The organism is Pantoea sp. Tr-811 (assembly GCF_011752535.1).
GTDB lineage: Bacteria > Pseudomonadota > Gammaproteobacteria > Pseudomonadales > Pseudomonadaceae > Aquipseudomonas.
Genome location: NZ_VWXJ01000003.1, coordinates 430,647 through 450,000, shown reverse-complemented (window position 1 = coordinate 450,000; position 19,354 = coordinate 430,647). Strand labels below are relative to the sequence as shown.

The 19,354-nt window shown below is 65.2% G+C and carries 19 protein-coding genes; 9 read left to right on the top strand and 10 right to left on the bottom strand.

From position 1 onward, the window contains the following. The first annotated feature begins 125 nt into the window (after positions 1-125). Genes F3J44_RS07070 through F3J44_RS07060 form a run of 3 tightly spaced genes read left to right on the top strand, consistent with a single transcriptional unit; the run spans position 126 to position 2,425 of the window. Positions 126-662 (top strand): YfiR family protein, encoded by a 537-nt coding sequence (locus F3J44_RS07070; RefSeq protein WP_205299728.1) that lies wholly within the window; start codon positions 126-128, stop codon positions 660-662. Then, positions 659-1,930: a diguanylate cyclase domain-containing protein gene (locus tag F3J44_RS07065; protein WP_167271386.1), complete on the top strand. Its 1,272-nt coding sequence runs from the start codon at positions 659-661 to the stop codon at positions 1,928-1,930. The genes F3J44_RS07070 and F3J44_RS07065 overlap by 4 nt, the downstream gene beginning before the upstream one ends. 3 nt (positions 1,931-1,933) lie before the next feature. Continuing rightward, entirely contained in the window at positions 1,934-2,425 is a 492-nt protein-coding gene (locus F3J44_RS07060; RefSeq protein WP_167271375.1) for an OmpA family protein, read from the top strand. A 27-nt stretch (positions 2,426-2,452) separates the two neighbouring features. On the opposite strand, the gene F3J44_RS07055 is transcribed toward F3J44_RS07060, so the two are convergent. Next, a complete protein-coding gene (locus tag F3J44_RS07055; protein ID WP_167271373.1) occupies positions 2,453-3,403 on the bottom strand; it encodes a LysR family transcriptional regulator in 951 nt (316 codons plus the stop codon). Positions 3,404-3,535: 132 nt separating this feature from the next. On the opposite strand from F3J44_RS07055, the gene F3J44_RS07050 reads away from it, so the two are divergent. Further along, complete coding sequence (locus F3J44_RS07050; RefSeq protein WP_167271371.1) at positions 3,536-5,062, top strand: CoA-acylating methylmalonate-semialdehyde dehydrogenase; 1,527 nt, start codon at positions 3,536-3,538, stop codon at positions 5,060-5,062. A 10-nt stretch (positions 5,063-5,072) separates the two neighbouring features. Beyond that, a complete protein-coding gene (gene mmsB, locus F3J44_RS07045; protein ID WP_167271369.1) occupies positions 5,073-5,963 on the top strand; it encodes a 3-hydroxyisobutyrate dehydrogenase in 891 nt (296 codons plus the stop codon). A gap of 170 nt (positions 5,964-6,133) precedes the next feature. Here mmsB and F3J44_RS07040 read toward each other — a convergent pair whose 3' ends face one another. The 7 genes from F3J44_RS07040 to F3J44_RS07010 form a co-directional block, all read right to left on the bottom strand. Next, positions 6,134-6,478, bottom strand: coding sequence for a cupin domain-containing protein (locus F3J44_RS07040; protein ID WP_003258412.1), 345 nt, complete (start codon positions 6,476-6,478; stop codon positions 6,134-6,136). Positions 6,479-6,720: 242 nt separating this feature from the next. Beyond that, positions 6,721-7,653 (bottom strand): phosphatidate cytidylyltransferase, encoded by a 933-nt coding sequence (locus tag F3J44_RS07035; protein ID WP_167271366.1) that lies wholly within the window; start codon positions 7,651-7,653, stop codon positions 6,721-6,723. A gap of 1 nt (position 7,654) precedes the next feature. Next, on the bottom strand, positions 7,655-8,278 hold the full coding sequence (locus tag F3J44_RS07030; RefSeq protein WP_167271364.1) for a lysophospholipid acyltransferase family protein: 624 nt from the start codon (positions 8,276-8,278) through the stop codon (positions 7,655-7,657). 10 nt (positions 8,279-8,288) lie between these two features. Further along, positions 8,289-8,720 carry a hypothetical protein gene (locus F3J44_RS07025; RefSeq protein ID WP_167271362.1) on the bottom strand — a complete coding sequence of 144 codons (432 nt, stop codon included), beginning with the start codon at positions 8,718-8,720 and terminating at the stop codon, positions 8,289-8,291. Further along, the gene (locus tag F3J44_RS07020) at positions 8,717-10,030 is read right to left on the bottom strand and encodes a phosphatase PAP2/dual specificity phosphatase family protein (RefSeq protein ID WP_167271360.1); all 1,314 of its coding nucleotides are present in this window, start codon (positions 10,028-10,030) and stop codon (positions 8,717-8,719) included. The genes F3J44_RS07025 and F3J44_RS07020 overlap by 4 nt, the downstream gene beginning before the upstream one ends. Then, the gene (locus tag F3J44_RS07015) at positions 10,027-11,784 is read right to left on the bottom strand and encodes a bifunctional alpha/beta hydrolase/class I SAM-dependent methyltransferase (protein ID WP_167271358.1); all 1,758 of its coding nucleotides are present in this window, start codon (positions 11,782-11,784) and stop codon (positions 10,027-10,029) included. The genes F3J44_RS07020 and F3J44_RS07015 overlap by 4 nt, the downstream gene beginning before the upstream one ends. 26 nt (positions 11,785-11,810) lie before the next feature. Continuing rightward, complete coding sequence (locus F3J44_RS07010; RefSeq protein WP_167065927.1) at positions 11,811-12,416, bottom strand: CDP-alcohol phosphatidyltransferase family protein; 606 nt, start codon at positions 12,414-12,416, stop codon at positions 11,811-11,813. Positions 12,417-12,533: 117 nt separating this feature from the next. On the opposite strand from F3J44_RS07010, the gene F3J44_RS07005 reads away from it, so the two are divergent. Beyond that, on the top strand, positions 12,534-13,298 hold the full coding sequence (locus F3J44_RS07005) for a sulfite exporter TauE/SafE family protein (protein ID WP_167065924.1): 765 nt from the start codon (positions 12,534-12,536) through the stop codon (positions 13,296-13,298). On the opposite strand, the gene F3J44_RS07000 is transcribed toward F3J44_RS07005, so the two are convergent. Further along, positions 13,288-13,602 (bottom strand): putative quinol monooxygenase, encoded by a 315-nt coding sequence (locus F3J44_RS07000; RefSeq protein ID WP_167271356.1) that lies wholly within the window; start codon positions 13,600-13,602, stop codon positions 13,288-13,290. The genes F3J44_RS07005 and F3J44_RS07000 overlap by 11 nt on opposite strands. A gap of 171 nt (positions 13,603-13,773) precedes the next feature. Between F3J44_RS07000 and F3J44_RS06995 the strand changes: the two genes are divergently transcribed. The 3 genes from F3J44_RS06995 (at position 13,774) to ggt (ending at position 17,211) form a co-directional block, all read left to right on the top strand. Further along, positions 13,774-14,364, top strand: coding sequence for an NAD(P)H-dependent oxidoreductase (locus F3J44_RS06995; protein ID WP_167271354.1), 591 nt, complete (start codon positions 13,774-13,776; stop codon positions 14,362-14,364). A 165-nt stretch (positions 14,365-14,529) separates the two neighbouring features. After that, positions 14,530-15,426 carry a LysR family transcriptional regulator gene (locus tag F3J44_RS06990; protein WP_167065915.1) on the top strand — a complete coding sequence of 299 codons (897 nt, stop codon included), beginning with the start codon at positions 14,530-14,532 and terminating at the stop codon, positions 15,424-15,426. Positions 15,427-15,543: 117 nt separating this feature from the next. Further along, positions 15,544-17,211 (top strand): gamma-glutamyltransferase, encoded by a 1,668-nt coding sequence (gene ggt / locus F3J44_RS06985; RefSeq protein WP_167271351.1) that lies wholly within the window; start codon positions 15,544-15,546, stop codon positions 17,209-17,211. A gap of 95 nt (positions 17,212-17,306) precedes the next feature. On the opposite strand, the gene F3J44_RS06980 is transcribed toward ggt, so the two are convergent. Further along, positions 17,307-19,226, bottom strand: a complete 1,920-nt coding sequence (locus F3J44_RS06980) for a methyl-accepting chemotaxis protein (protein WP_167271349.1) — start codon at positions 19,224-19,226, stop codon at positions 17,307-17,309. Positions 19,227-19,354: the final 128 nt, after the last annotated feature.

Here is a 19,354-nt window from a genome sequence, read left to right as displayed (position 1 = left end):
TGCCGTGCAACCTTCTGCTCAGCACTTACCTGAGGCCACCGTTATGCTATCGTTGCGCCGTGTACAGGCAGCAAACGCGAGAGCATGCTCACATGACAGGGGCCAGGGAACGGAAGACCGGCGTTGTGCTTTCTGTGTTGCTGGCGGCCCTGTTGCTATCGGCCGGCCCCGCCCATGCCGACGACGCCTCTGCCACCGCCGCCCAGGCCCAGCAACGGGCCAAGGCCGTCACCCAGGTGGTGCTCGGCATCCTCAGCTATGCCCGCTGGCCCGTCGACCCCCCGGCGCTGCGCCTGTGCCTGGTCGGCCCCACCGAATACGCCGATGACCTGATCAAGGGCAACGTGCAGAACTCCGGCCAGCCCCTGCAGGTACGCCGCCTGTTGGCCGATGACCGTCAGCTGGCCGATGCCTGCGACGCCCTCTACATCGGCAAGCTCGACCTCGGCCAGCGCGACCGCCTGTTCCAGGCCATCAGCGGCCACCCGGTGCTGAGTATCAGTGAAGCCGACGACCCGTGCACGGTCGGCAGCCTGTTCTGCCTGCGGGTCAGCGACCAGCAGGTCGCCTTCGAGGTCAACCTCGATTCGGTGGCGCGTTCCGGCGTGCGTATCCACCCCAGCGTGCTGCAGCTGTCACGGCGCCGGGCGGTGCAACCATGAGCGCCGGCAAGCCACGCCGTACCCGCCCGACCTTGCGCTCGGTGCTTGGCCGTGGCCACCTCAGCGTGGCACTGCTGGCCGTGGGCCTGGCGGGCATCTCGCTGACCCTACTGGGCGTGCTTGCCCTGCGCGTGTATGCCAACCACAACCTGCACCTGATCGCCCGCTCCATCAACTACACCGTCGAGGCGGCCGTGGTGTTCGACGACAGCCCAGCCGCCAACGAGGCGCTGGCGCTGATCGCCAGCACCGAGGAGGTGGCCGAGGCCAAGGTGTTCAACCACGACGGCGAGCTGCTGGCCCACTGGCAGCGCCAGGACGATGGCATGTTCGGGCGCCTGGAAGCGCATGTGGCCAGTGCCTTGCTCGATGAACCGATCCGCTTGCCCATCCTGCACCAGCAACAGCAGGTAGGGCAGACCGAGCTGGTCGGCCAGGGCCGCAGCCTGTTGCTGTTCCTGCTCAGCGGCCTGGGTGGCATCCTGTTTTGCACCGCGCTCAGTGCTTTCGTTGCCCTGCACCTGTCACGCCGCCTGCTTGGCGATATCGTGCGCCCGCTGCGTGGCCTGGCCAGCGTCGCCCACGCGGCCCGCCGCGAACGCAGCTTCGACCGGCGCGTGCCCGAGGCGCCCATTGCCGAACTCAACGAACTGGGCAACGACTTCAATGCCCTGCTCGACGAGCTGGAGGTCTGGCAGGGGCACCTGCAAAGCGAAAACGCCACCCTGGCCCACCAGGCCAGCCACGACAGCCTCACCGGCCTGCCCAACCGCGCGTTCTTCGAAGGCCGCTTGAACCGCTGCCTGCGCAACGCCGCGCAGCAGCAGGACCACCTAGCGCTGCTGTTCCTCGACAGTGACCACTTCAAGCAGATCAACGACAGCCTCGGCCATGCCGTGGGGGACGAAGTGCTGATCAGCGTCGCCGAGCGTATCCGCCAGCAGCTGCGCGAGCACGACCTGGTGGCGCGCCTGGGCGGCGACGAATTCGCCGTGCTGCTCACGCCGCTGCACACCCGCGAAGATGCCGAGCGCATCGCCGAGAAGATCATCGCCAGCATGCGCCAGGCGATCCAGCTCGACAGCGGTGGCCACCTCACCACCTCACTGAGCGTCGGCATTGCCTATTACCCCGATGATGGCAGCACCCCTGCCAGCCTTCTCAATGCCGCCGATGCGGCGATGTACCAGGCCAAGCGCAAGCGCCGTGGCCAGTGGCATGCGGCGCAGACGCAAGCGCCTGCCGCCGAGATCAAGAACAGGAGTTGAACCGTGATCCAGCGTGTGCGTTTTTCCTTGCTTGCAGTGTTGCTGGCCTTGCTGGCGCTGGGCGGTTGCCAGAGCGCCCCGCCCAAAGGCCTGACGGCCGAACAGATTGCCGTGCTCAAGCGCGAAGGGTTCGCCCCCACCGATGAAGGCTGGGCCTTCGACCTCTCGGGCAAGGTGCTGTTTGGCAGCGACCTGGACAGCCTCAACGGTGCCAGCCAGGCGATTGTCGAGCGCATCGGCAAGGCGCTGCTGGGCGTTGGCATACAAGGCGTGCGGGTTGACGGGCACGCCGATGCCTCCGGCAAGGCGGCCTACAACCAGCAGCTGTCAGAGCGGCGCGCGCAGAGCGTGGCCAGGGCCTTGGTCGGGGTAGGCATGCACGAGCAGAACATTCGTACCCGCGGCCTGGGCAGCACGCAGCCGGTGGCAGACAACCGCACCAGTGCCGGGCGCACCGAAAACCGCCGCGTCTCGATCGTGGTCGCGTCCTACTGACGCCTGAAAACACCCCTGCCCGTGCCATCAATGTGGGGCGAAGCGCATCTTGCGCGTTTCCCCCATCAACAACGGCGCATTCGCCTCGGTCACCCCACGAATGTAATCCCACAACAAGGTAATGCGCTTCAACTTGCGCAAATCCTCCCGGCAATACATCCAGAACTGCCGCGTCACCTCGATCTGCTCCGGCAACACCGTTACCAGCCGCGCATCCTGCGCCGCCAGGAAGCACGGCAGAATTGCCAACCCACGCCCCTGCAACGCCGCCGTGTACTGGGCAATCACGCTGGTGCTGCGCAGGTGCGCGTTGGCATTGGGAATCAGGTTGGCCAGGTACAGCAGCTCGGAACTGAACGCCAGGTCATCCACATAGCTGATGAATGGGTGGCGTACCAGGTCGCTCACCTGGCGGATCGGCGCATGGTTGTCGAGGTAATCCTGCGTCGCGTACAGCCGCAGCCGGTAGACGCACAGCTTGCAGCACACGTAAGGCCCATGCTCGGGCCGCTCCAGCGCGATAACGATGTCTGCCTCGCGCTTGGACAGGCTGATGAAGTGCGGCAGCGGCAGGATATCCACCGAAATCGCCGGGTAGGCATCGACGAAGTGGCTCAGTTGCGGGGTGATGAAAAAGCTGCCGAAGCCCTCGGTGCAGCCCATGCGTACATGCCCCGACAGCGCCACCCCCGAGCCTGACACCTGCTCGCAGGCCATGTGCAGGGTGCTTTCGATCGACTCGGCATAACCCAAAAGGCGCTGCCCCTCGGCGGTCAGCACGAAGCCACTGGTGCGCGACTTCTCGAACAGCAGCGTGCCCATCGCCCCCTCCAGCGAGCTGATGCGCCGCGACACCGTGGTGTAGTCCACGGCCAGGCGCTTGGCGGCGCTGCTGGCCTTGCGCGTGCGCGCCACTTCAAGAAAGAACTTCAGGTCGTCCCAGTTCAGCGCACTGAGGGAGGTCAGGTCTTTTTGCATGTTGATCCGGTTTTTTTGTGCGTTCTTGTTGGATGTTTGCACATCTATACTCGAAAAAAGCCCCAGTACGCCACCTCGCGTCTGCCCGGCGCTGGCGATCGCGTCCCGACAATAATTCCAAGGAGAACGCAGATGAACGCACCGCAATCCCCCGGTAACACCAAGGTCGAGCAAGCCAAGCTGCTGATCGACGGCCAGTGGGTCGAATCGAAAACCAACGAATGGCGTGACATCGTCAACCCAGCCACCCAGGAAGTGCTGGCGCGGGTGCCGTTCGCCACCGCCGAGGAAGTGGACGCTGCCGTGGCGGCCGCCCAGCGCGCCTTCAAAACCTGGCGCGATACCCCGATCGGTGCGCGCATGCGCATCATGCTCAAGCTGCAGGCGCTGATCCGCGAACACACCAAGCGCATTGCCCAGGTGCTCAGCGCCGAACAGGGCAAGACCCTTGCCGACGCCGAGGGCGACATCTTCCGCGGCCTGGAAGTGGTCGAGCACGCCGCCTCCATCGGCACCCTGCAGATGGGCGAGTTCGCCGAGAACGTTGCCGGTGGCGTGGATACCTACACCCTGCGCCAGCCCATCGGCGTGTGCGCCGGCATCACCCCGTTCAACTTCCCGGCCATGATCCCGCTGTGGATGTTCCCGATGGCTATTGTTTGCGGCAACACCTTCGTGCTCAAACCGTCCGAGCAGGACCCACTGTCCACCCTGCTGCTGGTGGAGCTGGCGCTGGAGGCCGGAGTGCCGGCCGGGGTGCTGAACGTGGTGCACGGCGGCAAACAGGTGGTGGACACCATTTGCACCCACCCGGATATCAAGGCGATTTCCTTCGTCGGCTCCACCGAAGTGGGCACCCACGTGTACAACCTGGCCAGCCAGCACGGCAAGCGCGTGCAGTCGATGATGGGTGCGAAGAACCACGCCGTGGTGCTGCCCGACGCCAACCGCACGCAAACCGTCAACGCCCTGGTTGGCGCCGCCTTCGGTGCGGCGGGGCAGCGCTGCATGGCCACCTCGGTGGCGGTGCTGGTGGGTAAGGCACGGGAATGGCTGCCGGACATCAAGGCCGCCGCCAGCAAGCTCAAGGTCAATGCCGGTTGCGAGCCGGGTACCGACGTTGGCCCGGTGGTGTCCAAGCGCGCCAAGGAGCGCGTGCTGGGCCTGATTGAAAGCGGGATCAAGGAAGGCGCCACGCTCGAACTCGATGGCCGTGGCGTCAAGGTGCCGGGCTACGAGCAGGGCAACTTCGTTGGCCCAACCCTGTTCTCCGGGGTGCGTACCGACATGCAGGTGTACACCCAGGAAATCTTCGGCCCGGTGCTGGTAACGCTTGAAGTCGACACCCTCGATGAGGCCATCGCCCTGGTCAACGCCAACCCGTTCGGCAACGGCACCGGCCTGTTCACCCAAAGCGGGGCGGCGGCGCGCAAGTTCCAGAGCGAGATCGACATCGGCCAGGTGGGCATCAACATCCCGATTCCGGTGCCGGTGCCATTCTTCAGTTTCACCGGCTCGCGCGGTTCCAAGCTCGGTGACCTTGGCCCGTATGGCAAGCAAGTGGTGCAGTTCTACACGCAGACCAAAACCGTCACCGCCCGCTGGTTCGATGACGACAGCGTCAACGACGGTGTGAACACCACCATCAGCCTGCGCTAAGGAGCACGCCATGCGTATTGCATTCATCGGCCTGGGCAACATGGGCGCGCCCATGGCCCGCAACCTGACCAAGGCCGGGCATCAGCTGAACCTGTTCGACCTGAACAAAACCGTGTTGGCCGAACTCGCCGAGCTGGGCGGGCAGGTCAGCGCATCACCCCGGGATGCTGCGGCCAGCAGCGAGCTGGTGATCACCATGCTGCCCGCGGCGGCCCATGTGCGCGCCGTGTACCTCAATGAAGAGGACGGCGTGCTGGCGGGCATTCGCCCAGGCACGCCCACCGTCGATTGCAGCACCATCGACCCGCAAACGGCGCGCGACGTGTCCAAGGCTGCAGCGGCCAAGGGCATCGACATGGGGGATGCACCGGTGTCTGGTGGCACTGGCGGCGCGGCGGCGGGCACGCTGACCTTCATGGTCGGCGCAAGCCCAGCGCTGTTCGCTACCCTCAAGCCAGTGCTGGAGCAGATGGGCCGCAATATCGTGCACTGCGGCGAAGTCGGCACCGGGCAGATCGCCAAGATCTGCAACAACCTGCTGCTGGGGATCTCGATGATCGGTGTGTCCGAGGCGATGGCCCTGGGCAATGCGCTGGGCATCGATACCCAGGTGCTGGCCGGGATCATCAACAGCTCCACCGGGCGCTGCTGGAGCTCCGATACCTACAACCCTTGGCCGGGCATCATCGAAACTGCGCCGGCGTCGCGGGGGTACACCGGTGGGTTTGGCGCGGAGTTGATGCTCAAGGACCTGGGCCTGGCCACCGAGGCCGCCCGTCAGGCGCACCAGCCGGTGATCCTCGGCGCCGTGGCCCAGCAGTTGTACCAGGCCATGAGCCTGCGCGGCGACGGCGGCAAGGACTTCTCGGCGATCATCGAGGGCTACCGCAAAAAAGATTGAATCAGGCCCCTCACAAAACCTGGTAGGAGCGAGCGTAGCTCGCGATGGGGCGCGCAGCGCCCCCAGGGTTTCAGCTTCGCCGCCGAAACCCCCGGGGCTGCTTTACAGCCCATCGCGAGCTGCGCTCGCTCCTACGCGTGCAGTGTCGCGTTTGAAAATATCCCCGTGAATCAGGCGAAAACGAAATACTTGCGCACGGTCTCGACCACTTCCCAGGTGCCTTTCATCCCCGGTTCGATCACGAACACATCACCCGCCTTCAGGTGCTTGGGCTCTTCACCTTCAGGGGTGATGATGCAGTAGCCATCGAGGAAGTGGCAGAACTCCCACTTCTCGTAGTTCACCTCGAACTTGCCCGGGGTGCAGATCCAGGTGCCCATGATCTTGCTGCCGTCGGCCGACAGGTAGGCATTGAGGTTGACGGTGTGCGGATCGCCGCCGATGCGCTTCCACTTGGTGGCGTCCACGACCGGCGTCGGGCAGGTTTCGCGCAGGACGGTGATGAAATCGGACATGGCACAACTCCTGGTGATGGCTGAATGACTCGTCACCATAGGGCCATCTGCCGGGCCGCAGTTGCCTGGGCTCGACGCCCAGGTGCCTGCCCGCGCTATGCCATCAATGCCGGCCAGTGGCTAGCGCGCCAACTCTGATTTCCTACAAGTCTGCAGGTAGGAGCTCATTTCCTGGCGTCTGCGGCATTGCGCGAGTTGGCGCTCGCGCACTAAAGCCCCAGCGCGTTGGCATCAGCCGTTGGCTATGCCCACCAATACCGCACAAAGTGAAAGAACACTGGCGCTGCGAAGCATACCGAGTCCAACCGGTCGAGCATGCCGCCGTGGCCTTCGATCATGTGGCCCCAGTCTTTTACCCCACGGTCGCGCTTGATCGCCGACATCACCAGGCCGCCGAAGAAGCCCATGGCATTTACCGTCAGGGCCATCAGCGCGGCCTGCCAGAACGTGAACGGGGTGATCCAGCACAGCAGGGCGCCGATCAGGGTGGCCAGCGTGACGCCGCCCACCAGGCCTTCGAGGGTTTTCGACGGTGACAGGTTGGGCGCTACCTTGCGCTTGCCGAACAGCTTCCCGCACACGTACTGCAGCACGTCGCTCAGTTGCACCACCAGGATCAGCCAGGCGATCAGCAGCAGGTTGCGGCCTTCGAAGCCTGGAATCTGCAGGGTCATCAGTGCCGGCACCGACGACACGCAGTACACCGCGATCATCAGCCCCCACTGCACCTTCGAGGCGCGTTCCAGAAAGCGCGTGGTGTCGCCGCCCAGGCTCGCCAGAATCGGCAGCAGCAGGAACAGGTACACCGGAATGAAAATGCTGAACAAGCCATACCAGTCCATGGCGATCAGCACGTACTGCACCGGCAACGCTAGGTAGAACGCCGTCGCCAGCGCCGGGTAGTCGCTGCGCCGGGTTGGGGTGAGGGTCATGAACTCGCGCAGGGCGTAGAACGACACGCCATAGAACAGCACGATCACGCCATACTTGCCGAACAGGAAGGCCAGCCCGATCACCAGCACCATCACCCACCAGGCATTGATGCGCGCATTGAGGTTGTCGATCACCGCGTGTGGCGCAGGGCCGGCGCGCCACTTGAGCAGGCGGCCGATCACGCTGGCGAGCAGCAGCAGGGCGCCGATGCCGGCGAACAGCGAAAGGGTGTTGTCGTCCATCTCAGGCATCCTTCGGGGCCAGGTTCAGCAGGGCCTGGCTGGCCCGCTCAAGAAAGGCCTGCTTGCCTTCGTCGGCGAGCAGGTGCAGGGGTTCGCCAAAACTCAAGGTACACAGCAACGGCAGAGGCAGGGCGCGGCCCTTGGGCATGACCCGGTTGAGGTTGGCGATCCACACGGGCACCAGTTCGATACCGGGGTTTGCTGCGGCCAAGTGGAACAAGCCGCTTCTGAACGGCAGCAGCGCCTCGTCGCCCAGGTTGCGGGTGCCTTCCGGGAAGAAAATCAGCGAGTCGCCCTGGGCCAGGGCATCGAGCACCGGTTGCAGGGGGCTGCCTTGGCCTTCGCTGCGCTGGCGGTCGATCAGCACGCCATTGAACACCCTGCGGATCAGAAAATCGCGGATCCCAGGCTTGGCCCAATAGTCGGCGCCAGCCACCGGGCGGGTGCGCTGGCGCAGGGCCTGGGGCAGCGACGCCCAAAGCAGCACGAAGTCGCCATGGCTGCTGTGGTTGGCGAAGTACAGGCGCTGCACCGGCTGCGGCGTGCAGCCCAGCCACAAGGCGCGGGCGCCGGTGATCAGGCGGGCGGCGGAGGTGATGACGAAAGCGGTCAGGGGGGCGAGCATGGATCGGTTCTTATCCGGTGAAAGGCAGTGTCAGCAGGGTAGCCAACACCAGCAGCACTTGCAGGCCCAGGCATGACGCCTGGCGGCGCAGCAGCGCCAGGGCGCCCTGGCTGCGGGTTGGCCAATCGCGGGTGTCGCTGGCCTGGGGTTTGAGTTTCAGCCCGTGCAGGGCCTGGTCCAGCGCCTGGGTATCGGCTGCAAGGTCGTTGCTGGCGGCCAGGTGGGCAAACAGCGCGGCGTCCAGTGCCACGCGAATCGCCCAGTATTTGTGCAGCCCACCCAGTAGCAGCAGGGCGATACACAGCATCGTTCCCCCTGGCTGCACGGCAGCCCCGGCGAGTGGCGCCAGGCCGTAGGCCAGGGCCACCAGGCTGATGCCGTCCGACCAGCGCTCCAGTTGCCTGCCGCGCTGCAACAGGCTGGCGATCAGTTGCAGGTTCATCGTTGGGCTCCCAGCTGCTGCAGCACCTGGCGGTGGGCCGGGTGCAGGACGATACCGGGGCGTGCCTGGCGGATCGTGCGCTCGGCCTGGTCGGCATCGGCGCAGCGCCCGGTGATAATCAGCCAGGCCGCCACGGCACTGGCGCTGCGCGAGTAACCCAGGGCGCAGCAGACCAACAACGGGCCTTGCTGGCGCAGTTGTTCGATGCTCGTGGCTGCCGCGTGCAGCAGGGCGCTGTCGGGGGCGATCAGGTCCAGGGCCGGAAAGACCCGATAAGCCTGCTGGCGCGTCACGGTGCAGGGCAGTTCGCCGCACAGGTCGACGATGGCGGTGTGCGCAGCCGGGCTGCGGCAACCGGGAATGCGCCCCAGGAACACCCCATCGCAGACTTCATCCGGGCGTGGCTGGCGCCAGGTCCACAGCCGCGAGTTGAGCCACGCACCGGCCAGGTAGGGTGCGAACAACCCGATTGCCGCGCAGCTCAGCCGGCCATCGTCCCTCTTCTGAAAACCGCTGGCACCGAGCACGGCGTAGTTCAGCGCGACCAGCCCCAGTGACAGCGCAGGCCACGCCAGCCACAGCCACGCGCCGCCCAGGCCGAACGCCAGCCCGGCACACAGCAACGCGCCCAGCGCATAGGCCAGGGCCAGCCACCAGCGCTTGGGCACCCGTGCCAGGCGGGCCGCCTGCCAGGGCAGCTGGCCCTGTGACGGCCACAGCCACAGGCAGAAAAACCCCGCCAGCGCCCCCGTGGGCAGGTCGATGAAATGGTGCTGCCAGGTGGTCAACACCGACACACCGATCAATGCCATCCAGCCATGCATCAGCCAGCGCCAGGGTTGGCCCTGCAGGTGACGGGCGAACATCGCCCACAGGATCACCAGCAGGGTAATGTGCAGCGACGGTGCCTGGTTGAAGGGTTTGTCGAAGCCCATCAGCACGTCGAACAGCCAGCCGAACAGCCCGTCCAGCGGCGGGCGTTCGAAGGTGAAACGCAATGGCAAGAGCAGGAAGCAGAAGATGCAGATCACCTGCGCGCTCAGCAGTGCCAGGGCATGCCGGTCCATTTCCCGGCGGCTGCGCGGCAGCAGGAACGACAGCCCGTACAGCAGGTCGATCGACCAGTACGGAATGATCGTCCACGGCCACAGCGGCATGCGCTGTTCCCAGGCGAACACCAGGCTACCGACGTCGCTGCGCCCGGCCGTTAGGGTGTTCGCCAGGCCATAGCTGATAAAGAACAACGGCCCCAACAGCAACAGCCAGAGCACGCCCCGGCGGATCAGGCCCGGTTCGCGCACTGGCGTCATTCGCCAACCCTTATGGCCAGGCTGACGCTGAAAATGCCCCACTCGTCGATGCGCTGGGTCAGCTTGCGAAAACCTGCCGCCTCCACCAATTGGTCCATTTCCGCCTGGCTGCGCCGGCGCATCACCCAGGCTTGGCCACCCCGGTGGCTGGTCAGGGCGCGGGCGATCATCTCCAACTGCGGGTGCCAGGGTTGCCCGGTGTACACCAGGTAACCGCCGGGCTGCACGGCATCTGCCAGGCCCGCCAGGGAGTTGGCCACCAGCGCATTGCTGGCAAACAGCTCGTAGAGGCCCGACACCACGGCCAAGGTTGGGCGCGGTTGCAGGGCAGCCAGGCTGTCGCGGTCGAAGGCATCGCCTTGAACGAAGCGGGCGATATCGGCCAGGCCCTTTTCGCCGATCAGCGCCTGGCCTTGCTGAACGTTCAGCTCACTGTAGTCGCGCAGCAGGATCGAGTCCGGGCGCTGTTGCAGCCCCTCCAGGGCTTCGAGGATGTAGCGGCCATGGCCGGCGGCAATGTCGACGATATCCACAGGCCGCTGCTGTTCCCACAGATGGGCGATGGCCAGGCGCAGCAGCGCTTCCACATGCAACTTGCGCTGGCGAATGCCCCGCCAGCCGATGGCATTGAGGTAGTTCCGGTCGACCAGCCGCCCCAGTTTGCCCTTGCCCGTGGGCTGGTTGCGGTACACATAGTCGAGGGTGCTGCCAGAGTCGAAGCCGGTTTCGAAGCCAAGTTTCACTCCCTCAGAAAGCCCCTTGCCCAGGCGCAGGCCGGCACGGGTGGCCCGCCAGTACAGCTCGCGGGGCGAGTACCGAGGCAACGGCGCGGCAAGGCTTTCGGCTTCGGCGCAGCTGGCGCCGGCCTTGTCGGCGTCGAGCAGGCCAGGCGGCGCAGCGGGGTTGTCGAAGCAGTGGCTGACAAAGCGTTCGATGCGGCGCAGGGCATGGGCCCGGTCGCGCTCGCCCAGGGTGTCGTGGAAGAAGCCGGGAAGCACGTGCATTTCCTTGCGCGCGCTGCCCAGGCGTTCGAAGAATTGCACCTGCGGCTGGCGCTCGACCACCAGGTCGGCGCCAGACACCAGCAACTGGGTCGGCAGCTGGATCGCCTGGGCATCGGCAACCACCCGGTCGGCCGCGTCATACAGGCCCAAAAGCATGGTGACCGAGATCGGCCGGCTGATCAGCGGGTCGGCCTGGTACGACATCACCCGCTCCGGGTCGTGGGTCAGCAGCCGTGGCTTGACGTAGCTGTTGACGAAGAAGTTGCCGCGCAGGGCCTTGAGCAATTTCAGCCCGGGCCGGGCGAACGGCACGTACAGCTTCACCTTGAACGCCGGGGAGGCCAACACCAGGCAGCGAACCTTGGGCGCGTAGTCGTGGGCCCAGGTGGCGATCAGCACTGCACCGACGCTTTGTGCCAGCACCACCATGTCCTGTTCGGCTATGCCGTGCTGCGCCTGGAGATGTTCGATGAAGGTCTGCACGTCGCGCACGCTGGTGGCGAAGCCTGGGCTGTCACCCCGTGCGCCTGGCGACTGGCCGTGGCCGCGGGCGTCCCAGGCGAAGAAGTCGTAGCCTGGCAGGTCCAGCTCGTCGGCCAGGTGGGCCATGCGCCCGCCGTGTTCGTGGCCACGGTGAAACATCACCACCGCCCTGCGCGGCTGGAAAGCGTTGCGAGTGGCAGGCCAGTGACGGTAGTGCAGCTCGACACCGTCATGGGTGGAGAAATGCAGTGCTTGGGCTTGGCGCATGTCAGCGTCCTTTTCTGGCGAAGGGCTCAGCGAAGTTCAGCCAGGCCCTGGCGAACCCGGTTGTACAGGGTATAGAGCGAGAGCAGCAGGATGACCACCAGCAGGCCGTTGCTCCAACTGGCGTTGAGCAGCCCCAGGGCCACCCCGAAGCCCAGCACGCCGAAGGCGAAGGCCCGGTCGCTCTTGCCCATTGGCCCGTCGTAGCGCCGCGACGCACCGGCCAGCGGGCCCATGACGCCGGCGTATTCGCTGATCAGCGCGGCAATCACCACCAGCACCACCAGGGCCGGCGAAATGCCTGCCACCAGGGCGAAGGGCAGGTACAGGGCGGCATCGGCCACCAGGTCGCAGAGTTCGTTGAGGTAGGCGCCAAGGCGGGTCTGTTGGCCGAATTCACGGGCGAGCATGCCGTCGACGGCGTTGAAGGCCATGCGCAGCAGCATCCACACCGGAACCAGCAGGAACAGCCAGGTGATGTGGCTGAAGGCCGCGAGCAGCAGGCCCAGCAGCACCGACACCAGGGCGGCGCCAAGGGTGACCTGGTTGGCGCTGACGCCACGGGCGTGCAGGCGCTGCACGGCAGGGCGCAACAGGGCCTGGAAGCGGGGTTTGAGCTGGTAGATCGAGGGCACGGGAATTTCCTTTTCGGGTGCGACCCGCCGATTGTGAGCATTCCCCGGCGCACGCTGCAAGCGGCTTGCACGCTCCCCCCTTGTTTAGCGCTGGCGCCTCGCGCCATGATGGCGCCCATGGAAAACTTCATCGCGTTCTACCACAACATCGGCCCGGCACTGTCATTGCTGGTGGTCATCACCTTTCTGCTGGCCGGCGCGGTCAAGGGCGTGATCGGCCTGGGCCTGCCCACCATCGCCATGGGCCTGCTGGGGCTGGCCATGCCGCCTGCCCAAGCAGCCGCGTTGCTGATCGTGCCCTCGACCCTGACCAACCTGTGGCAGTTGGCAACCGGCGGGCACCTGCTGGGGCTGCTGCGCAGGCTCGGGGGGATGCTGGCGATGATCTTCGCCGGGACACTGCTTGGCAGTGTCTGGCTTGGCATCGACAGTGGGCCATGGGCAGTGCATGCGTTGGGCGCCGCACTGGTGGTTTATGCGCTGTACGGGTTGGCGGGGCCGAGCTTGCGCGTGGCCGCGGAAAAGGAACGCTGGCTGGGGCCGCTCTGTGGCCTGGTCACCGGCGTGGTCACGGCGGCAACCGGTGTGTTCGTGATGCCGGCAGTGCCCTACTTGCAGAGCCTGGGCTTGAGCCGCGACGAAATGATCCAGGCCCTGGGCCTGTCGTTCACGGTGTCGACCCTGGCACTGGCGGTAGGCCTGGCTGGCCAGGATGCCCTGGGAGGGCAGGCCTTGGGTGCCTCTTTGCTGATGCTGGCGCCGGCCCTGCTGGGCATGCTGGCTGGCCAGTGGCTGCGCCAGCGCATCAGCGCAGCGCTGTTCAAGCGCTGCTTCTTCATCGGCCTGGCCGCGCTGGGCGGCCATTTGCTGATCAACGGTTAGCGGATGAGGCGCTGAGCATCACGACCGGCTGGATATCGAAATCGCGCTCAAGGTAGTCCATGCGTTTTTCGAAGAACTCGACCATGTGCGGCAGGGCCGAGTGGGTATCCAGCGCCGCCTTGTTGGCCCACACCTCGAAGAACACGAACAGGCTCGGGTCCTGCTGGTCGCGCAGCATGTGGTATTCGATGCAGCCCGGTTCCTGGCGGCTTGGCTCGACATAGGCGCGGAACAGGGTTTCGAAGGCTTCGGCCATTTCCGGGCGGGTCTTGGCCTTGAGGATGAATGCGTGTTGCTCGCTCATGAGGGGTTCTCGTAAAACGACAATGAAGGGGTGAACCGATTCTACGGCAATAATGGAGTGTGCATTGTTGACTTCAGGTCAATTGTATTTTGCCCCGCACCGGCTGTATCCCGTCCCCCGTGAGCCTCTAACCTGCCGGCCTGAATTTTTGACCCGGCCCGGGAGGCCAGCATGAAAAAGATCCTTCTGCTCAATGGTGGCAAACAGTTCGCCCATTCCGACGGGCGCTTGAACCAGACCCTGCACGACGCCGCGCTGGCCCACCTGGACCGCGCCGGCTACGACGTGCAGCAGACCTTCATCGACGGTGGCTACGATGCCCAGGCCGAGGTGGAGAAATTCCTCTGGGCCGACGTAATCATCTACCAGATGCCGGGTTGGTGGATGGGCGCGCCGTGGACCGTGAAGAAGTACGTCGACGATGTGTTCACCGCCGGCCACGGTAGCCTCTACGCCAACGATGGCCGCACCCGCTCGGACCATTCGCAGAAGTACGGCAGTGGCGGCCTGGTGCAGGGCAAGCAATACATGTTGTCGCTGACCTGGAACGCACCGCAGCAGGCGTTCGACGACCCGAGTGATTTCTTCGAAGGCAAAGGTGTGGATGCGGTGTATTTCCCGTTCCACAAGGCCAACCAGTTCCTCGGCATGGCCGGGCTGCCGACGTTCCTGGCGGTGGATGTGATGAAGCGGCCCGATGTGCCGGCAGCCTTGGCGGCCTATGAGGCGCACCTGGACAAGGTGTTTGGCACGGCGGAGTGATTTATTGCCTGTACCGGCCCTTTCGCGGGGCAAGCCCGCTCCTACAGGCTATACGACGGCCTTGTAGGAGCGGGCTTGCCCCGCGAAGAGGCCAGTACAGCTACCACTGGACGTGCACCGCCAGCCGCTATCTAATCCCACCACACCCCCTCACAGGCCCCCGCCGTGAAAACCCGATCCGAAGAACTCCAGGTATTCGTCGCCGTCATCGACTGCGGTTCGATCTCCGCCGCCGCCGAGCTGATGGGCCAAACCCCATCGGCCGTCAGCCGCACGTTGTCACGCCTGGAGGCCAAGCTCGGCACCACCCTGGTCAACCGCACCACCCGGCGCATGGACCTCACCGAAGAGGGCCGCTTCTTCCTCGAACGCGCGCGCCGGGTGCTGGAACAGATGGACGAGATGGAAGAGCGCCTGTCGATGAACCGCCAGACCCCGTCCGGGCGCCTGCGCATCAACGCCGCCGCGCCGTTCATGCTGCATGCCATCTTGCCGTGGATCGGTGAGTTTCGCCGCCAGTACCCCGGCATCGAGCTGGAACTCAACACCGACGACCTGATTATCGACTTGCTGGAGCAGAGCACTGACGTTGCCATTCGCATCGGTGAACTGGCCGACTCCAGCTTGCATGCACGCGCCCTGGGCTGCAGCCCGGTGCAGGTGCTGGCAAGCCCGGCGTACCTTGAGCAACACGGCACGCCGCAGCAGGTCGAAGACCTGAACCAGCATTGCCTGCTGGGTTTCAGCCAGCCGGAATCGCTCAACCAGTGGCCCCTGCGCCATGCCCAGGGCGACCGCTGGAGCATTCGCCCGGCGCTGCTTGCCTCCAGTGGCGAAACCCTGCGCCAGCTGGCGCTTGCCGGGGAGGGCATCGTCAGCCTGTCGCACTTCATGACCCACGAAGACATCCGCAGCGGCCGCCTCCAGGTGCTGCTGGGCGAAGCCAACAACGGCTACCGCCAGCCCATCCATGCGGTGTACTACCGCAACACGCAACTGGCCCTGCGCATCCAGTGCTTTCTCGATTTCATCCAGCGCAAGTTGGCGATGTACGCCTGCTGAGTTGCCTGAACGCGACAGCGCCTGCCCACAGGCGGCGAAACTTCCCTTGGTTGATTGCACAGTCGAAACGCTTCGGCCTTACTGACTGCTCAACAAAAACAACACCAAGGAAGTGTCATGCGTATTGTCCCGTTCCAGTACCTGGCCCTGGCCGCCGCGCTCCTGAGCTGTTCCACGACCTTCGCCGCCACGCTGGAGGGCGGCGCGGTCGCCGCCCCCGATCAATATGGTGCACAGGTTGCCGCCGATATCCTGAAAAAGGGGGGTAACGCGGTGGACGCTGCCGTGGCCACTGCCTTCACCCTGGCGGTGACCTACCCCGAGGCGGGCAACATCGGCGGTGGTGGCTTCATGACCTTGTTCGTCAACGGCAAGGCCTACTTCCTCGATTACCGCGAAGTGGCGCCCAAGGCAGCCACCCGCAACATGTACCTGGACGCCAAGGGCGAGGTGATCGAGAACCTCAGCCTGGTGGGTGTGCGCGCTGCAGGCGTGCCCGGCACGGTGATGGGCCTGTGGGAGGCCCACCGCAAGTTCGGCAAGCTGCCCTGGAGCGAGCTGCTGACGCCGGCCATCGGCTACGCCAAGAACGGCTTCAAGGTGGCTGAAAAGCAGTACCAGTACCGCAACGATGCCCAGGGCCTGTTCAAGACCGCCACCAACTTCAACGACTACTTCGGTTCCCTGAAAGTGGGCGAGCTGTTCAAGCAGCCGGAGCTGGCGCAGACCCTGGAACGCATCGCCGACAAGGGCGTCAGCGAGTTCTACCAGGGCAAGACCGCCGACCTGCTGGTGGCGCAGATGCAGGCCGACAAGGGCCTGATCAGCAAGCAGGACCTCAAGGACTACAAGGCCGTGTGGCGCGAGCCAATGGCCCTGAGCTGGCGCGGCAATGTGGTCTACACCGCACCGCCACCCAGCTCTGGCGGCGTGGCCCTGGCCCAGCTGCTGGGCATCAAGGAAGACCGCGCCGCTGACTTCAAGGGCGTGGCGCACAACTCGGCGCAATACATCCACCTGCTGGCCGAAATTGAAAAACGGGTGTTCGCCGACCGCGCCGACTACCTTGGCGACCCGGCCTTCACCAAGGTGCCGGTCGACCAGCTGGTGGCCAAGGACTACCTGGCCAAGCGCGCCGCCCAGGTCAACCCGAAAGCCATTTCCGCCACCGACCAGGTCAAGCCTGGGCTGGAGCCGCACCAAACCACGCACTTCTCCATCGTCGACCAGCAGGGCAACGCGGTCAGCAACACCTACACCCTCAACCTTGACTACGGCAGCGGCGTGGTGGTGAAGGGCGCAGGTTTCCTGCTCAACGACGAAATGGACGATTTCAGCGCCAAGCCCGGTACGGCCAACGCCTTTGGCGTGGTGGGCGGTGATGCCAATGCCATCGCGCCGGGCAAACGCATGCTGTCGTCGATGAGCCCGAGCCTGATGACCCGCGATGGCAAGGTCGAGCTGGTGATCGGCACACCGGGCGGTTCGCGGATCTTCACCTCGATCTTCCAGGTGATGAACAACCTGTACGACTACGGCATGCCGCTGGAGAAGGCCGTGGCGGCGCAGCGGGTACACCACCAGTTGCTGCCCAAGGACACCATTTACTTCGACAGCTATGCGCCGCTGACCGGGCCAGTGGCTGATGAGCTGAAGAAGATGGGGTATGTGCTGGAGGACCAGGGCTGGGAGATGGGCGATATCCAGGCGATTCGGGTGGAGGGGGGGAAAATTGAAACCGCTTCCGATCCGCGTGGGCGTGGGGTGGGGATGATCGTCAAGTAGCTCTTGGCTGGCACTTTCGCGGGGCAAGCCCGCTCCTACAGAGGTACGGCGCAGGGTTTGAATGTTGCGCTGGCCCTGTGGGAGCGGGCTTCAGGTCAGACGCGGAACTGGCTCACCAACGTCTGCAGGTGCCCGCCCAAACGCGCCAGCTCCACGCTGGACGCCGCCGTCTCATCACTGGCCGCCGCCGTCTGCTCCGACACATCGCGCACGTTGAGGATGCTGCGGCTGATCTCCTCCGCCACCGCACTTTGCTGCTCGGCCGCCGCGGCAATCTGCTGGTTCATCGACTGGATGCTCGACACCGTGCTGGTGATGTTTTCCAGCGAGGTGCCCGCCTTGCGTGCCAGCTCCACACTGCTGTCGGTGAGGGTGCGGCTGCCCTGCATGGCATTGGCCACCTGCTGGGTGCCGTGCTGCAGGCCGGCCACCAGTTCCTCGATCTCCTCGGTGGATTTCTGCGTGCGCTGGGCCAGGCCGCGCACTTCGTCGGCGACCACGGCAAAGCCACGGCCGGCTTCACCGGCACGGGCCGCTTCGATCGCGGCGTTAAGCGCCAGCAGATTGGTTTGCTCGGCCACCGACTTGATCACGTCCATGACGCTGCCGATCTTCTGGCTTTCCTGCTGCAGCAGGTTCATGGCCTCGGTGGAACGCTGCACTTCCTCGGCCAGGCGTTCGATCTGGCTGATCGCCTCGGCCACCACGCGGTCACCGGCGCGGGCTTGCTCGTCGGCGCCGGTGGCGGCATGGGAGGCCTGCTCGGCGTTGCGCGCCACTTCCTGCACGGTGGCGGCCATTTCATGCATGGCGGTGGCCACCTGGTCGGTTTCCACTTTCTGGCTGTTGGCACCGGCGCTGGTCTGCTCGGTGACCGCCGACAGTTCCTCGGCGGCGCTGGCGATCTGGGTGACGCCGTCACGGATACCGCTGATCAGCTCGCGCAGGGTGGTGCCCATGCGCGCGATGCCTTGCTGCAACACACCGATTTCGTCGCGGCGGGTGATGCGCAGGTCGTGGGTCAGGTCGCCACTGGCAATGCGCTCCACGGCCTTGAGGGTATCGTGCAGCGGGCGGGTGATCTGGCGGGTGATGACCACGGCGGCAATCACCCCGGCCAGCAGTGCCAGCAGCGTGGCGATGATCTGCAGGCTGCGGGCCTGGGCGCTTTCGGCGTCGCGGCGCTCCAGCTGGATCTTGTACAGCGCGTCGCTGCGCTTGACGATGTCGGCGCCCTGCACGGTCATTTCCGCACGCGCCGTGGTGATTTCGGCAACCGCATCGCGGAATTGGCGCACGGCATCGCGGTAGGCCAACACCGACTGCTCGAACTGCTGCACCTGGGTGGTTTCGGCCGGCAGCTGGCGCTTGAGGCTGTCGATTTCCGCCAGGGCAGCGTCGAGCTGGCGCAGCGCGGCTTGCTCGTTGGCGGCGGTGTTGTCGGCAATGTAGCCGCGCACGTCGATGCGCACTTGCAGCAGTTGCTGGCGCGCCTTGCTGATCAGCTGGTACTGGGCCAGGCGCACGCTGTCGGCTTCAGGGCGCGACATCACGTCCTGGCTCAGGGTGTCCATGGCGCCATCGGCCTTGGCCGCCAGCACGTTCATCGCCTCACGGGCGGCTTGGGAGTTCTTGTAGCCGGCGCGCATCTTGCTCAGCGACACCTTGTACTGGTCGATGGTCTGCCCCAGCTCCTTGAGCAGCACGACGTTGGCCGGGCTTGTGAAGGTGCTGACCAGGTATTGCTGCTGTTTGCTGAAGGCATCGAGCTTGGCCTGGGTGTTGGCTGCTGCGGTATCGTCGCCATTGGCGATCATGTATTGCAGGCGCGCGACGCGCAGGTCGGTCAGGTCTTTGTTGAGCTGGCCGATGTCGCCCATCCAGTTGCTGCGGTCGATGAGGCTGCCCAGGCTGGTCCAGCCGGTCAGGGCCAGCAGGCCGGTAAGCACCAGCACCAGGCCGAAGCCCAGGCCGAGTTTGAGGTTGACGCTGATATTGGCAAACCAGCTGTTCATGCACGCTCTCCAGAAAATTCGTTCGCTCACTTGATCTTCGATCGCAGGGCGTTGTTCTTCTGGGGCCTGCTGATTCGTGCAGCAGTTATCGGCACGGGGAGCGGAAAGCTGAAACGCTTTTGCAGGTG